The 15,436-nt window shown below is 41.6% G+C and carries 14 protein-coding genes; 7 read left to right on the top strand and 7 right to left on the bottom strand.

The window, feature by feature from the left end:
- Positions 1–7 precede the first annotated feature (7 nt).
- From K5Q34_RS03470 to K5Q34_RS03480, 3 genes are read left to right on the top strand one after another with little or no spacing between them, the layout of a single operon-like run.
- Positions 8–1,135: an N-acetyldiaminopimelate deacetylase gene (locus K5Q34_RS03470; protein ID WP_221864526.1), complete on the top strand. Its 1,128-nt coding sequence runs from the start codon at positions 8–10 to the stop codon at positions 1,133–1,135.
- A gap of 41 nt (positions 1,136–1,176) precedes the next feature.
- Positions 1,177–1,719, top strand: a complete 543-nt coding sequence (locus K5Q34_RS03475) for a 5-formyltetrahydrofolate cyclo-ligase (protein ID WP_221864527.1) — start codon at positions 1,177–1,179, stop codon at positions 1,717–1,719.
- Positions 1,703–2,380, top strand: coding sequence for a rhomboid family intramembrane serine protease (locus tag K5Q34_RS03480; protein ID WP_221864528.1), 678 nt, complete (start codon positions 1,703–1,705; stop codon positions 2,378–2,380). Before K5Q34_RS03475 ends, K5Q34_RS03480 begins: the two co-directional genes overlap by 17 nt.
- Before the next feature lie 26 nt (positions 2,381–2,406).
- On the opposite strand, the gene galU is transcribed toward K5Q34_RS03480, so the two are convergent.
- Both galU and K5Q34_RS03490 read right to left on the bottom strand, forming a co-directional pair.
- Complete coding sequence (gene galU / locus K5Q34_RS03485) at positions 2,407–3,312, bottom strand: UTP--glucose-1-phosphate uridylyltransferase GalU (protein ID WP_024407660.1); 906 nt, start codon at positions 3,310–3,312, stop codon at positions 2,407–2,409.
- 10 nt (positions 3,313–3,322) lie between these two features.
- The gene (locus K5Q34_RS03490; protein WP_105134315.1) at positions 3,323–4,339 is read right to left on the bottom strand and encodes an NAD(P)H-dependent glycerol-3-phosphate dehydrogenase; all 1,017 of its coding nucleotides are present in this window, start codon (positions 4,337–4,339) and stop codon (positions 3,323–3,325) included.
- Between the two features lie 221 nt (positions 4,340–4,560).
- Here K5Q34_RS03490 and K5Q34_RS03495 point away from each other — a divergent pair, with 221 nt between their 5' ends.
- The 3 genes from K5Q34_RS03495 to K5Q34_RS03505 all read left to right on the top strand — a co-directional run bounded on the left by K5Q34_RS03495 (position 4,561) and on the right by K5Q34_RS03505 (position 8,636).
- Complete coding sequence (locus K5Q34_RS03495; RefSeq protein WP_221864529.1) at positions 4,561–5,010, top strand: MarR family winged helix-turn-helix transcriptional regulator; 450 nt, start codon at positions 4,561–4,563, stop codon at positions 5,008–5,010.
- On the top strand, positions 5,003–6,712 hold the full coding sequence (locus K5Q34_RS03500) for an ABC transporter ATP-binding protein (RefSeq protein ID WP_024384182.1): 1,710 nt from the start codon (positions 5,003–5,005) through the stop codon (positions 6,710–6,712). The genes K5Q34_RS03495 and K5Q34_RS03500 overlap by 8 nt, the downstream gene beginning before the upstream one ends.
- Positions 6,713–6,851: 139 nt before the next feature.
- Entirely contained in the window at positions 6,852–8,636 is a 1,785-nt protein-coding gene (locus K5Q34_RS03505) for an ABC transporter ATP-binding protein (protein ID WP_208546555.1), read from the top strand.
- An 82-nt stretch (positions 8,637–8,718) separates the two neighbouring features.
- Here the strand turns inward: K5Q34_RS03505 and K5Q34_RS03510 are convergent, their stop codons facing one another.
- From K5Q34_RS03510 to K5Q34_RS03520, 3 genes are all read right to left on the bottom strand, one after another.
- A complete protein-coding gene (locus K5Q34_RS03510; RefSeq protein WP_024407655.1) occupies positions 8,719–9,513 on the bottom strand; it encodes a formate/nitrite transporter family protein in 795 nt (264 codons plus the stop codon).
- Between the two features lie 82 nt (positions 9,514–9,595).
- Entirely contained in the window at positions 9,596–10,831 is a 1,236-nt protein-coding gene (locus K5Q34_RS03515) for an NAD(P)H-dependent oxidoreductase (RefSeq protein WP_024384179.1), read from the bottom strand.
- A 15-nt stretch (positions 10,832–10,846) separates the two neighbouring features.
- On the bottom strand, positions 10,847–11,449 hold the full coding sequence (locus K5Q34_RS03520; RefSeq protein WP_024384178.1) for an NADPH-dependent FMN reductase: 603 nt from the start codon (positions 11,447–11,449) through the stop codon (positions 10,847–10,849).
- A gap of 127 nt (positions 11,450–11,576) precedes the next feature.
- Here K5Q34_RS03520 and K5Q34_RS03525 point away from each other — a divergent pair, with 127 nt between their 5' ends.
- Positions 11,577–11,936 (top strand): YbaN family protein, encoded by a 360-nt coding sequence (locus K5Q34_RS03525; protein WP_024407654.1) that lies wholly within the window; start codon positions 11,577–11,579, stop codon positions 11,934–11,936.
- A gap of 344 nt (positions 11,937–12,280) precedes the next feature.
- On the opposite strand, the gene K5Q34_RS03530 is transcribed toward K5Q34_RS03525, so the two are convergent.
- Both K5Q34_RS03530 and K5Q34_RS03535 read right to left on the bottom strand, forming a co-directional pair.
- Positions 12,281–12,910, bottom strand: a complete 630-nt coding sequence (locus tag K5Q34_RS03530) for an ABC transporter ATP-binding protein (protein WP_014638747.1) — start codon at positions 12,908–12,910, stop codon at positions 12,281–12,283.
- Positions 12,907–15,015 carry an amino acid ABC transporter permease gene (locus K5Q34_RS03535; RefSeq protein ID WP_105138831.1) on the bottom strand — a complete coding sequence of 703 codons (2,109 nt, stop codon included), beginning with the start codon at positions 15,013–15,015 and terminating at the stop codon, positions 12,907–12,909. Before K5Q34_RS03535 ends, K5Q34_RS03530 begins: the two co-directional genes overlap by 4 nt.
- Between the last annotated feature and the right edge of the window lie 421 nt (positions 15,016–15,436).

Genomic DNA, 15,436 nt, shown 5'->3' on the forward strand with positions numbered 1-15,436 from the left:
GGTAGCTATGCTAGATTTAATCGCGACACGCCGGTCCCTCCACCAGATTCCAGAGCTGGGCATGGAGGAGTTCAAGACCCACGCCTTTCTTATGGAAACTATTGAGAACTTGCTGGAAGATTGCTCTTTTGCCCAAGTCCGTACATGGAAGACAGGTATCCTGGTCTATCTGACAGGTTCTGCTCCTGAAAAGACCATTGGCTGGCGGGCAGATATTGACGGCCTGCCTATCGTGGAAGAAACGGACCTGGACTTCAAGTCCCTCCACCCAGACCGAATGCACGCCTGCGGACATGATTTCCACATGACCATTGCCTTGGGGCTTTTGGAGAAAATGGCAGAGCAGCAACCGAGAAACAACCTTCTCTTCTTGTTCCAGCCTGCGGAGGAAAATCTAGCAGGTGGTATGCTCATGTATGAAGCGGGTGCTTTTGGGGATTGGTTGCCAGATGAATTTTATGGGCTCCATGTCCGGCCAGACCTCAAAGTTGGTCAAATGGCCACCAACCGTGCGACCCTCTTTGCTGGGACCTGTGAAGTCAAGATACGGTTTACAGGAAAGGGTGGCCACGCAGCATTTCCCCATACCGCCAATGACGCCTTGGTGGCGGCCAGCTACTTTGTGACCCAGGTGCAGTCGGTTGTGAGTCGAAATGTCGACCCAATCGAGGGAGCGGTGGTAACCTTCGGCTCCATGCACGCAGGCATGACCAACAATGTCATTGCTGAGACGGCCTTTTTGCACGGGACCATTCGGTCCTTGACTCAGAACATGAGCCTCTTGGTGCAAAAGCGAGTGCGGGAAGTAGCAGAGGGAATTGCCCTGTCCTTTGGAGTGGACTTGGAGATCGAGCTCAATCCAAGCGGCTATCTGCCTGTGGAGAACAATCCCCAGCTGGCTGATGAACTGATGACTTATTTTGAACAAGTCGACGGCGTGGAAATGATTGACTGCCCACCTGCTATGACGGGAGAGGACTTCGGCTACCTGCTCAACAAGGTTCCAGGTGTTATGTTCTGGTTGGGTGTGGATACGCCTTATCCCCTTCACAATCCTCGTCTCAGTCCCAAAGAGGAAGTGCTTCCCTTTGCTGTGGATAAGTTGAGCGATTTTTTGAAAATAAAAGCAAACTAGACTGGTTTTTCCAGTCTTTTTCTGAAAGAAAAGGAGTTTCTGTGGATAAAAAGAGCATTCGGCAAGATGTCTTGCAAAGTTTGAAAGACCTGACTAGTAGTCAGCGAGCCAGATGGAGCCAGCAGTTAACGGAACGCCTTCTTGCTTCGGAGGCCTATCAAGGCTCAAAGTCGCTTGGGACCTACCTTTCCATGCCCCATGAGTTTGATACTTCTTACATAATTGAACAGGCTCAAAAGGATGGCAAGCAGATTTTCATCCCTAAGACCTATTCACAAGGGCGTATGGATTTTGTAGAATATAATCCTGATGATTTGGTAAAATCCAGGTTTGGAGTTTGGGAATCTGGTACTTATTCACAACCTGTGGATAAGTCTGTGGTTAAGTTGATCCATGTTCCTGGTTTAGCTTGGAATCAAGCGGGTTTTCGAGTGGGTTATGGAGGCGGTTTTTATGATCGCTACCTAGCAGATTATCAAGGGGAGACGGTATCGACCTTGGCAGACTTTCAAGTCTATGATTTTGAACCAGATGTATTTGATATTCCAGTAAAGGAGTTGTTGATTTTTGAAGAACTTTTTTGATAAGCGCTATCCTGTGACCAATGCCTTGTTGGCAGTCACGGCTCTTGTTTTTCTTTTGATACAAATATTTCGATTTGGGCAGACCACTACAGCCTATACGATTTTTGAATTCGGTGGTATGTACGGTCAAGTGGTGAGGTATGATCCGACTCAGTTGTGGCGGTTGATTTCCCCTATCTTTGTCCACATTGGTTGGGAACATTTTATCTTTAACAGCATTACCTTGCTTGGTTTGGGTTATCAATTAGAAGGACTGTTTGGGTCACGGCGCTTCTTTCTCCTCTATCTCTTGTCTGGGATAATGGGGAACCTTTTTGTTCTCTTCTTTACACCAGATGTAGTTGGCGCAGGTGCGTCGACCTCGCTCTTTGGTCTATTTGCAGCCATGGCTCTTTTGAGAAAATTTAGTCGTAGCCCTTATCTACAGGTTCTCGGTCAACGTTATATGGTCCTTTTGGGATTGAACTTGGTCTTGGGACTTTTTAATCCAACCATTAGCATGGCAGGACATATTGGAGGAGCTATTGGAGGATGCTTGGTTGTGATTTTCCTTCCACCTCTTGTGGAAAAGAATCTCTTTACAGGAAAACAGATTTTTTTCAGTTTCATTGGCTATATGAGCTTGATTGTTTTTCTACTAGGGATATTCTATTTGATATAAGAAAAAAACTAGCGATTGCTAGTTTTTTATTGTTCTTCTTCAGCTTGGAATTGTTTAGCAAGATCGATGATGTAGTCTTTGACGTTATCTTTGACTTGTGGATGGGTCAATGCGTAATCAATTGATGTTTTCATGAAACCAAATTTATCTCCGACATCATAACGTTTGCCAGTAAATTCACGAGCGAAAACACGTTGCGTTTTGTTCAGAGTATCAATGGCATCTGTCAACTGGATCTCATTGCCGGCACCTGGTTCTTGATTTTCCAAGATATTGAAGATTTCAGGTGTTAACAAGTATCGACCGATGATGGCAAGGTCAGATGGTGCATCTTCTGGTTTTGGTTTTTCCACAAAGGTTTCAACACTGTAAAGACCGTTGACTCCTTCGCCGTGAGGTGCAATCACACCGTAAGATGAAACTTCTTCGTGTGGAACTGGCATCACTGCGATTGTAGAAGCATGTGTTGCTTCGTAGTCCTCGATCAATTGTTTGGTTATTGGGGTGACTGTAGGATCGGTAATGTCCATGAGGTCATCACCCAGCATGACAACAAAAGGTTCATTCCCAACAAAGGCTTTAGCCTGTAAGACTGCATCTCCTAGTCCCTTTGGATAGCTTTGGCGGATAAAATGAAGTCTGATGGCCGTTGCATCATCGACCAGTTTCAAGAGGTCATCTTTACCTTTTTCTTTGAGGTTGTATTCCAATTCAAAATTGGAATCAAAATGGTCTTCAATGGACCGTTTTGATTTGTTAGTTACGACCAATATATCTTCGATGCCAGAACGAAGCGCTTCTTCGAAGATAAATTGGAGGGTTGGTTTGTCAACGATTGGCAACATTTCTTTGGCAAGTGCCTTAGTAGCAGGTAAGAAACGTGTTCCCAATCCTGCAGCTGGTATAACGGCTTTTCTAACTTTTTTTGTCATTGCATCTCCTTCATGACCATTCATTTTCATGGCGGAATTCACCCGTCATGATTTCTTTGATGGCATCTTCAATACCTGCACCTTGGTAGATGACCTTGTAGATGGCTTGGGTAATAGGCATGTAAACATCTAATTCTTGAGCCAACTCATAGGCTGCCTTAGTTGTTGAAATACCTTCAATCACCATTCCCATATTGCGTTCTACATCTTCGAGTTTTTCACCGCGACCGAGCTGATCTCCAGCTCTCCAGTTGCGGGAGTGGACAGATGTACCGGTAACAATCAAGTCACCAACACCAGAAAGACCGCTGTAAGTCAGAGGATTTGCACCCATAGCAACGCCTAGACGTGTGATTTCTGTCAAACCGCGAGCGATAATAGCTGCCTTGGCATTATCACCATAACCAAGTCCGTGTAAAGCGCCAGCGCCGACAGCAATAATATTTTTAAGGGCACCTGCTGTTTCTACACCGATGACATCATTATTTGTATAAAGTCGGAAGTAGTGGTTGCTGAAAAGATTTTGGACGTAGCTGGCTGTTTCCAAGTCTTTTGAAGCTGCAGAAATCAAGGTTAAATCACGGACGATAGTCTCTTCTGCATGACTTGGCCCTGAAACCACGACGATTTCAGAACGGAGTTCAGCAGGAATTTCTTCCTCCAGTACCTCTGACAAGCGCTTGTGACTATCAGGCTCTAAGCCTTTTGAAGCGTGCATGACAACTACCTTGTGTTTGAGAGCTTGTGCAACTTGCTTGGCAACGAGACGTGTTACCTTGGTTGGTACAACGAAAAGAACAGCGTCAACACCGTCCAAGGCTTCAGTCAAATCCTTATAGCCCTTGATGTTTTCATCTAGGATAACATCCTTGAAATAGCGCTTATTTGTATGTTCTTTATTGATTTCGTCGATTTGTTCGGGGACATTTCCCCAAATACGGACAGTATGACCGTTGTCGTTGAGAACTTGTCCTAGGGCGGTGCCCCATGAACCGGGTCCCAAGATGGCAATGGTTTGTTTGGTCATAAAAAATCCTTTCTAGTTGGTGTAATTTAGATATATTATACCATAATTGATACATAAAATCTTATATAAGTTATACAGTATATATATTATAGTTTTTGAGTAAGTAATGGTGCTGAAACAACAAAATATTTTCAGAAAATAGCAAACGGAATAATTGACAATAGTTCCTAAGAGAACTATAATAGTTCTCATGGTAATTATTTTCGTAGAAAGGAGCTATTATGGGACATACTATTACAGATTTTCGGAATCTATTAAATCAGATTGAACAAATCAGTGAAACCATTGCAAAGGAATATGATGTGGAGCACCTAGCTGGACCACAGGGATGGGCCCTGCGTTTCATAGCAGAACGGTCTGAAGTTGAAACCTTTGTCAAAGACATTGAAGCGGAGTTGAAGATTTCCAAATCCGTTGCCAGCAATCTAGTTAAGCGAATGGAGAAAAATGACTTTATTCGGGTTTTACCTTCTCAGTTTGACAGACGCTATAAGCAGTTGGTCTTGACAGAGAAAGGTCGGAGCAAGATTTGTCACCTAAAATCCTTCCATGAGGAGATGCACCACTCTCTCTTTCGAGGTATTCAAAAGGAAGAGTTTGATTTGATCAGACAGGTAGCCGATCAATTAAAAGATAATATTCAACACTATAAGGAGAAGAATCATGTTTAAAGAAGCCATTTTACGTTACAAATGGTATGCCTTGGCATCGGTCTTGTTGACGTCTATTGTCGTAGCAACGACCTTGATGCAACCTAGTTATTTACAGGATGTATTGACTGCTGTTTTGGCTAATGATAAGGAAGAAATTGTCCGTGTCGGTAAGTTCCTCTTGCTGATTGCGGGAATTGGTCTCTTGGCTGGTCTGACCAATACAATCATGGCAGCTAAGATTTCTCAGGGAGTGTCTGCGGATATTCGTGAGAAGACCTTTCGGAAAATTCAGAGCTTTTCTTATGCCAATGTAGAGGAATTTAATGCAGGGAATTTGGTGGTTCGTATGACCAACGACGTCAACCAAATTCAGAACCTTGTCATGATGCTCTTTACGATCTTGATGCGGGTACCTCTGCTCTTTGTTGGTGCCTTTATCATGGCAGTGCGCACTTTGCCAGAACTTTGGTGGATTATCGTGCTCATGGTCATCATCATCATGGGAATCATGGCAGTCGTGATGGGCTTGATGGGACCGCGCTTTGGTAAATTCCAGTCCCTGATGGACAGGATGAACAGCATTGCAAAGGAAAACCTCCGTGGGATTCGTGTGGTTAAGTCCTTTGTACAGGAGAAGAATCAATACGCTAAATTTAAAGAAGTATCCAATGAGCTTTTGGATCTTAACCTCTTTATTGGTTATGGTTTTTCTATCTTGCAACCTTTGATGATGTTTATCTCCTACATGGCGATTTTTGTGTCGCTTTATCTCGTTTCAGGGATGTTAGACACTAATATCGAAGCAGTTGGGGGCTTTACTTCCTTTATGAGCTACCTCATGCAAATCATGTTTGCCATTATCATGACTAGCTTTATGGGGATGCAGGCTTCACGTGCTGCTATTTCCATTAAACGTTTGAGTGAGGTTTTAGATACAGAGCCAGCGATGACCTTTAAAGAAGGTGCAAAAGAGGACTTGGATGGACGGATTGTCTTTGACAATGTCAGCTTCACCTATCCGCATGATACCGAGCCGACCTTGAAAAATATCTCCTTTGAGATTGAGTCTGGTCAGATGGTCGGTGTGGTCGGTGCAACGGGTGCGGGTAAATCAACACTAGCTCAGCTCATTCCGCGTTTGTTTGATCCACAGGAAGGGACTGTGTCAATTGGCGGTCGTGATTTGAAAGACATCAGTCAGGAAACCTTGAGAGATACAGTGTCTATCGTTTTGCAAAAAGCTATTCTCTTTTCAGGGACCATTGCGGACAATTTGCGTCAAGGTGCACCTGGTGCAGATTTGGAACGTTTGGAGCGGGCCGCAGGTATTGCCCAAGCCAAAGAATTTATCGACCGCTTGGATGATACCTATGAGAGCCAAGTAGAAGAACGTGGAAATAACTTCTCAGGAGGTCAGAAACAGCGGATGTCCATTGCGCGTGGGGTGATTAGTGATCCTAAAGTCTTGGTACTAGATGATTCGACCTCAGCCCTGGATGCCAAGTCTGAGAAGCTGGTCCAAGAAGCCCTCAACCATGATTTGAAGGGGACAACGACGGTCATCGTTGCTCAGAAGATTTCTTCTGTTGTCAAAGCTGATAAGATCTTGGTTCTTGATGAAGGTCGCTTGATTGGTCAGGGAACACACGCAGAATTGGTAGCGACAAATGACGTCTACCGAGAAATTTACGAAACACAGAAAGGGAAGGAGGAAAACTAAGCAAGTGCAGTCTATATAGTACGATTGTATTTGAACTCGGTCGGAAAGCTTCGAAAAAAGATAAACCTCCTAGCGTTTCGGAACGCGGCGTTGGTTTCCTATTTTTCGGTTGCTTTCTGGGCGACCTTAGTATCATGTTATGAAAACACTTAGATTTTTCTGGTTTTATTTTAAACGCTATAAGCTGTCCTTTGCTGTGATTTTTCTAGCTATTGTGACGGCGACCTATTTGCAGGTTAAGACACCTGTTTTCCTGGGTAATGCTATTGCAGAGATGGGGAAAATTGGTCAGGCTTATTTTGCTTCGGTGCAAATGGGTCAGTCAGATTTCAAGCCTGACCTAGCTGATTTTAATGGGGTTATGCTCAATCTCTTGTTGGCCTATGTGGCGACGGTGGTGTCGACCCTGATTTATACCCTGCTCTTTACACGCATCGTTGCTCATTCAACCAACCGGATGCGAAAAGGTTTGTTTGGCAAGTTGGAACGCTTGACAGTTGCCTTCTTTGACAGCCACAAGGATGGAGATATTCTTTCTCGTTTTACCAGTGATTTGGATAATATCCAAAATGCTTTTAACCAGTCCTTGACTCAGGTAGTGACCAATATCGCTCTTTACATCGGTATGGTTATCATGATGTTCCGTCAGGATACTCGCTTGGCTCTGGTAACTATCGCATCTACGCCAGTTGCTTTGATTGCCCTAGTGATTATCATTCGCCTGTCACGGAAATATACTGATAAGCAACAGGCTGCGGTGTCTAGACTCAATGCCTACATGGATGAGAAGATTTCAGGACAAAAAGCGATTATTGTACAGGGTGTGCAGGAAGAGACTATTGATGGTTTCTTGGAGCTCAATGAAGAAGTTCGTCGCACAACTTTCAAGGGACGTTTGTTTGGTGGGATTCTCTTTCCATTTATGAACGGTATGAGCTTGGTTAATACTGCCATTGTTATCTTTGCAGGCTCTAGCATTGTTCTCAATGATAGCTCGCTGGAAACAGCTGCCGCACTTGGTCTGGTCGTGACCTTTGTTCAGTATTCGCAACAGTATTACCAGCCTATCATGCAGATTGCATCTAGCTGGGCAGAATTGCAGTTGGCTTTCACAGGTGCTCATCGTATTCAGGAAATGTTTGATGAGCCTGAGGAAGTTCGTCCTCAAAACGCTCCGCTATTTACCGAATTAAAAGAAGGTGTTGAAATCAAGGACATCGACTTTGGCTACCTGCCAGGTCAGAAGGTCTTGGACAAGGTGTCTATTTCAGCTCCTAAGGGCAAAATGGTGGCGGTCGTTGGTCCAACGGGATCTGGTAAGACTACTATTATGAACTTGATTAACCGCTTCTACGATGTCAATGGTGGTAGCGTGGCCTTTGACGGTCGCGATATTCGGGAATATGACCTGGATAGTTTGCGGGATAAGGTCGGTATTGTCTTGCAGGAGTCGGTACTTTTCTCTGGTACCATTGCGGACAATATCCGCTTTGGCGATGAGAGCATTTCGCAGGAAATGGTGGAAACCGCAGCTCGTGCCACCCATATCCACGACTTTATCATGAGCCTGCCAGAGGGCTATGAAACCTTTGTGACCGATGATGAGAATGTCTTCTCGACAGGTCAGAAACAGCTGATTTCCATTGCCCGTACGCTCTTGACAGATCCACAGGTCTTGATTTTGGACGAAGCAACGTCTAACGTCGATACCGTAACGGAAGCCAAAATTCAAAAGGCTATGGAGGCTATTATCGCAGGACGGACCAGCTTCGTCATTGCCCACCGCCTCAAAACCATTCTCAATGCGGATGAAATCATCGTCCTCAAAGACGGAAAGGTCATCGAGCAGGGCAACCACAGCCAGCTCCTTAAACTCAACGGCTTCTACGCCGAACTCTATCACAACCAGTTTGTGTTTGAATAGTAAAAAATAACAGCCAAGATAAGCAGGCCACAATCCTTAAACTTTTAGGATGTGGTTTATCTTGGCTGTTTTTGTAGTATCATTACTGTTCAAGATGGTTGGTTTTGGTCTGATTGAGCCAAGCATAAGCAATTCCAATAAAGAGTCCGGCTCCAAGCCAATTTCCAAAGAAAACAACAATCCACTGACGAAGAATATTTACCATAGTAAAGGTATCTACATTAGTACGAGCAGCATTAAAGGCTAAGAGCATGAATGATGCGAAATTAGCAACTAAGTGTTCGTTGATAAGGAAAACAAACATAAAAATAGCAGATACAATAACAAAGAATTTGGCGGATTGTTCCTTGAGTAGCATATACCCAAGGATAGCCATATTCACAAACATATTGGCAGTAATTCCCTCAAAGAAGTTACTCCAGTCGGATTTTCCTAGTTTGATGGTGACAGCGTTGACAACAAAACTTTCGTTAGATAAGTTAAGGTAGGAGAAGGACTGATTGAAAAGCCAAGCCAGAATGGTAGCACCTACAAAGTTGAAGAAGGTGCAGTAAAGTAACATCAGCGTTACTTTTTTCCAAGTAATTTGCTTATAATAGGCACCAGTCGTTAGATACATCATATTAGATGTAGCCAATTCGCCACCAAAAATAAGAACAAAAATCAGTCCGATAGCAAAGATAAAGGTAAAAACAAAACGCGATAGACTTGGGAATTGACTGGAGATGACATCAGCTCCAATAATACCAACAGCTGTTGACATGGTCAAATAAGCTCCTGCATACATGGAGCGTAAGGCGTAACGGCTTAGACTTTCATCAAAAAGGGATTCTTTTTTTGAAACTGCAACCGAAATTTTTTCTTGAAATGGGGACATGGGGCCTCCTTGTGACATAATCATCAAAAATTTATTGAAAAATATAGTGGAAAGGGAGCCCCTTCCCACTAGTTTTTATTTGTTAGTGAGCAGATGCACCAGAATTGGCATCTGTCGGTGTGGAAGCTGTATGGGTACTACCTGTATCTGAAGCGCCAGAGGTTGCATCAACATGGGCAGGAGATGCGGTGTTTCCTGCACCCCCCACCAAGCGTTGTCCAGTGGTTTCAAGATACCAATCTAACCATGGCTTAAAATTAAAGATAATTTCATTGATACCAGCGTAGGACCCGTCAGGATAGTACATAGCTTGGTAGTTATGAGTATTAATAATTTCAGGTGGTGTGCCCGGGACGATTGTTCGAACGTACTCTTGGTTACCATTACGTAAGGTTCCAACAACCCATTCGACATTCTTCATACGAGCAGGTGGTAAAGTGCCGTGAACGGTTGACAAACGGTTTCCTACTTGCTCTGGGACCCGCTTACCTAACATAGTATCAGGCTCTTGGTGGCTATTGTTGTAATAGAGGAACTGATTGTTATCATCTGCATAGGTCAACTCAAATGGCATGGCGTTGAGGAACATATTGAGTTGGTTAACTGTTAAAAGACCGTTATCTAATTTAACATACGTATCTCCCTCGACAGCGTTGACCAATTTAGAAGCCTTATCCAGCCAATCTGGGTCATCTGGGTCCACACCTGTGATGGTCGTTGCGATTGGATGGGTACAGTCTAAATCTTCGGGTGCAATTGGCTTGGGTTGTTTCAATTTAGATACAACGCCGACATACTTGATAAAGTTGTCTAGACAGCTTTCCAAGAATTTCACAGTCCCTTCATTGATAATGTTCCCTTTATCATCAAAAGCTTCTTTCGCTTTACCAAGGAGGAATTCATTACCTGGTAACGTGTAGGCATTGACACCTGGAGCGTCCAAAATTTTTCTCAAGTGGACTTGAGCGCGAGACGTTCCTTGGTCGTAGTAAGAAGCCCCGATAATCATAACTGGTTTATTTTCAAATGGATGTAAATTGAAACTTAGCCACTCTAGAGTACTCTTAAGAGCAGGTGTGATGGTGTGGTTGTGCTCAGGTGTAGCAATGATGACACCATCAGCACGTGTGATTTTGTTGTAAAGGTATTGGATCGCAAAACTATTAGACTGGTCTTCGTCCTGATTGAACATTGGGACATCTTTGATTTCCAAAAGCTCTAATTCAAATTTTACTTTAAAGTGGCGTTGAATAAATTGCAATAGCATGCGGTTATAAGATTGGTCTGCATTAGACCCGACAATTCCGACAAATTTCATGATTGTTCTCCTCTCTTACAAGTTTTCCCAGTCAAAGTTTTCAGCTTCTTTTTGAAGTAACTCTTTGGCGCTAGACAGTTTACTTGTCATCTTGACAAAGAGACGGAAGTCATCAAAGATGGCATCCAGTTTTTGACTGATTTCTAAATCAATAAGCTCACCGTTTGTATCAAAGGCTTTCATGGAATGAGATAGTAAGAACTCATCTGGTAAAACAGTAGCTTTGAGTTCAGGAGCATTGAGAATTTGGCGTAGTTGCAATTGAGCACGGGAAGAACCGAGCGTTCCGTATGAGGCACCTGTAATCATAACCGGCTTGTTAAGCATAGGGTAGACTCCATATGATACCCAAGCTAGTGCATTCATAAGAACAGCGGGGATTGAGTGGTCATACTCAGGTGTTCCGATGATGACACCATCAGCACTTTCAATCTTTGCAACTAATTCTTTAACACTTTCTGGCAGTTCACGATTAGCCGGTTTATTGAAGACAGGAAGGTCCTTGATTTCAACCAATTCAATATCAGCCTTGTCTGCGAAATGCTGTTTGATGTACTGCAAGAGTTTGCGGTTGGTTGAGCGAGCGGAGTTGGTTCCGACAAGTCCTAGAAGTTTCATAGCATCTTCTCTCTTTTCTAAATGTAATATCCTTATCATACCAGTTTACAGGGTGGAAAGCAAGCGCTTTCCTAAACTATACAGAAAATGTTCAAAAAATCACGAACTCTTTTGGTATAATAGTATTATGAAAAAAATTGTTTATCTAGTAGCTGGTTTTGTTAGTCTTGCTATTGGCATGATTGGGATTGTTCTACCTATAATTCCAACAACGCCTCTTTTACTTTTGGCCGGATTTTGTTTTGCTAGAAGCTCTAAAAATTTTGAAAAATGGCTACGCAATACAAAAATTTATCAATTTTACGTAGCGGATTATGCTGAAACCAAAGCCATTTCCCGTAAACGGAAAAGACAAATTATCTGGCAAATCTACATACTCATGGGGATTTCCATTTGGTTGGCTCCTGTACTATTTGTCAAAATTGGACTTGGCTTGCTGACAGTCTTTATTACTTACTATCTTTTTTGGGTTATACCAGAGAAATAGATCCAGACTTGCGGATGAAATCATCGTCCTCAAAGACGGAAAAGTCATCGAGCAAGGTAACCACAGCCAGCTTCTTAAACTTAACGGCTTCTACGCCGAACTCTACCACAACCAGTTTGTGTTTGAATAGGGAAGATAGAAAAGGTCTGAAAACCAGATGAGCTGGTTTTCAGACCTTTTCTTGTTGTATCTAAATTGTTCTTGAATATGATAACCTCGGCAGAGTCAATGCCGTATTCGGGTCAGGCCATAGACGACCTGCTTCTGGGTGTGGAAGTACCTCACTTGTGAATGCAGGTTCTTAGCGGAAAGCTTATTCGCAAAGGGTGTAGAAACTATCTAAATCATAAACGAACAATCCGCTGACACTTATCGGCAATATATGGATCGTGTGTGACGATAATTACTGTTTTTCCACTATTATTCATTTCTATGAGAAATTGCAGGATTAAGTCCCTATTTTCCTGATCTAATGATCCCGTTGGCTCATCTGCCAAGATAAGATTGCTTGGTTTGAGTAGAGCACGAGCGATAGCAATTCGCTGTTGTTCTCCTCCAGACAGCTCGGAAATTTTTTGTTTTAGCGTGTTTGCTAGTCCGATTTTTTCTAGTATATTTTTTATGGACTCTTCCTTTTCCTTTTTTGATAATCTGGTATATTTTAATGCCATCAGGAGATTATACTCGACGCTTTCGTTCTCAATTAGAGCAAAATTTTGGAATAGATAGGAAATTTGTTCCCGAATTATTTTTTGAGATGTCCTAGTGTTTACAGGTACGTTTGAATGACCAAATAGGAGGTAATTTCCTTCGTATTCACCGTCAAGCAAGCCAATGATGTTTAGTAATGTTGTTTTTCCGCTACCACTTTTTCCAACAATTGCGACTAGTTCACCTTGTTCAATGTTGAGGGAAAAATCATGTAGGATATGTTTTTGACCAATCTTTTTAAAGATATGTTCTAAATGAATCATAGGTTCTCTCCTTTCAAGTATTGTACAAGATTCTTTTGCTCCATGCGCAGTGATGTAAATAGGAAAATACCCCCATCAGCAATGGCAAATAGTAAAAAAAGTGCAAGAGGAAATAGTGACTTACCAGCTATCAAAATAACTGGAAGAGGTAGCAAATATAGTAGAGTTAGTCCGATTAGAATAGGTTTGTAGCGGTCAAAAAGTGACCATCCTAAAAATTTCATAGTGATGATATGAGATTTTCTCCAAAGAAACATACTTTTTACAATAAAATAGGAAACAACAATGCTCAGTAAGCAGATAATCGCAAACAGGGTGACGAAGTTACGACTAGCGTCTCGGAAACTATCTACACGTCCTTGTTGAATAGATTTTATTGACGAGAACTTGAAATAGCTATCATCAGGTAATTTCTGAAGAATTTGTTCGATTTTTTGTTGATGTTGAGGGGAATTTGCAATTTTGATTGGGCTACTTAGTCCAGTATTTGATAGATGTGCTTTATCTTCCCACGACATATCATTGTCATTGACCAGGCTAATCATTGGATTAGTGAAATTGTTGGATAAGGTTTCATTGTATGGGAAGAATGTCCAGTCGCCGTCATAATAAATGTATTCAACATCTACCTCGCTGACTGTTTTTGCCACTTGTTCTTCATATTTCAGTGACAGAAAACCAATCAATTTTGCTAGATTTTTGTTAGACTCTTCATTCTCTTTCATTGATGCTGGAAAGAGTACAGTCAATTGTTTACTTGTATGCGGAATCGGAAATCCTATACTTTCTAGATAGGTTTTGTTGGCGTATAGAACAGGGATGTCATTAGCCAATGTTGAATGTTCAAATTCTTTAAGATGTGAGAAATTGCCAGGGTTTATGATACTAGAACGAATATAGTAAGTTGGAAGATTTTCTGTCAAATTCTTATATAAGGAGTAATAATATTGATGAGCTTTGTCGGAACCAGACAGGCTATCTTGCCAGAGTTGATTTCCTGATTTTACGGTTTCGAGTGTTAGGAAATCTCCCTGTTTTTCCCATTGTTCTTGATAGTTCAATTCTTGGTGTTCCTCATAAATGCTATTTCCGACACCAATCATCAATATAGTGATAAGAAGTGTGAGACAGCATTTGAAGAAATTATTGATATAGAATCCTGTTTTGAAGGAAACAAATCCTTTTATGATAGATGCGGCATTAATGCGTTGGATAATTGTGATGACTAAAATGTTGATGAGTAGATAGACTTGAAGGAGGATAAAATGCGCTAACAGCATCATAGTTGTAAAACCTTGAGGCATGTAGTCAAAAAACAGAAACGATAAACTATTTAGAATGATACTACCGATTCCTATGATTAGTATATTTTGTTTTACATAGCGATAGAAAATCTCTAAGTTACTGTATCCAAGTATTTTTTCAACGCCGATATGTTTGATATCTAAAATTGGTTGGTAAACAGAAGTTAATGAAAGGAGTAAAAATGCGATACAGCAGATGAGTGCTACTAGTAGCAAGTCTCTGTTTATTAATTCTACTGCTGTTTCAAAGGTTGGAGTCAATAGTGTAGAAGAATCAATATTGAAAAAATGACTTAATTCCTGTACGATTTCAGTGTCGTTTATGGATTTTGTTGATGTGACGGTATACTGACCATTTAGTGTATGGGATGTATCTTGAAAATAGTTTTTTAAAGTGATGAGCCGTATCGTCTTGGCCTGCAAAAATGTTGGGATATGCCCTAGTTTGTCGGAGGATTGTATATTTGTATAAGATCCACTTCCGTCTTCGTTAAAAGTAAGTTGCTGGATTCCAAAATCTTTATAAGGAAAGGTCTCATGAGAAAAAACACCTGCTTTTATTACCTCGGTGTTGCTATCTGTTTTGACAATTGAAACGTCGTATTTATCAGCAATTTTTTCAAAAAAATGCAGTAAATCCTGTGAAGGAACGGCACTATCGCGTAAATAAAATTGAAATGAATAGTCAGTCGTTCCTAATTCACGTATACGATTGATTTCCTTTGTATAGTGTAGATTTACAACGATAAAACTGACACAACACAGAAGTAGAATCATACAGAAATGGTTTAGCCTTTTCATCTGAACACCTCCTTATAAACGCTTTCCGACCAGCACACCAATAGAGCTGGTCGGAAACTAACTATCTTTTTGAATTTGACTATCAGTCATTTAGCAATTGATGAGTAACAGTTGTTCCCGATTACCCTACTATCAAACATTTCTGAGCATGGTAATCGTTTTTCTCTTAATTTCATGGTCTGTGGAAAACTAATTTCAGTGCATATCAAAAACCATAGAAATATTCCATGCCAGTTGGTGGGATTTTGGTAATAAAAGATAATAATCCTAAAAGCAGTATATACTCAGCGGATTATTATCTTTTACATAGATGATTGTTTAATCAACCACCTAACTCTTTTACCAATAACAAAATACTTACAACTAAACTTCCTCCAAACATCAAATATCCTAGATAAATTAAATATTTAGGGCGCTCATT

Origin of the sequence: Streptococcus sp. 2018110 (genome assembly GCF_019754115.1) — a bacterium.
GTDB classification, from domain to species: Bacteria; Bacillota; Bacilli; order Lactobacillales; family Streptococcaceae; genus Streptococcus; species Streptococcus hashimotonensis.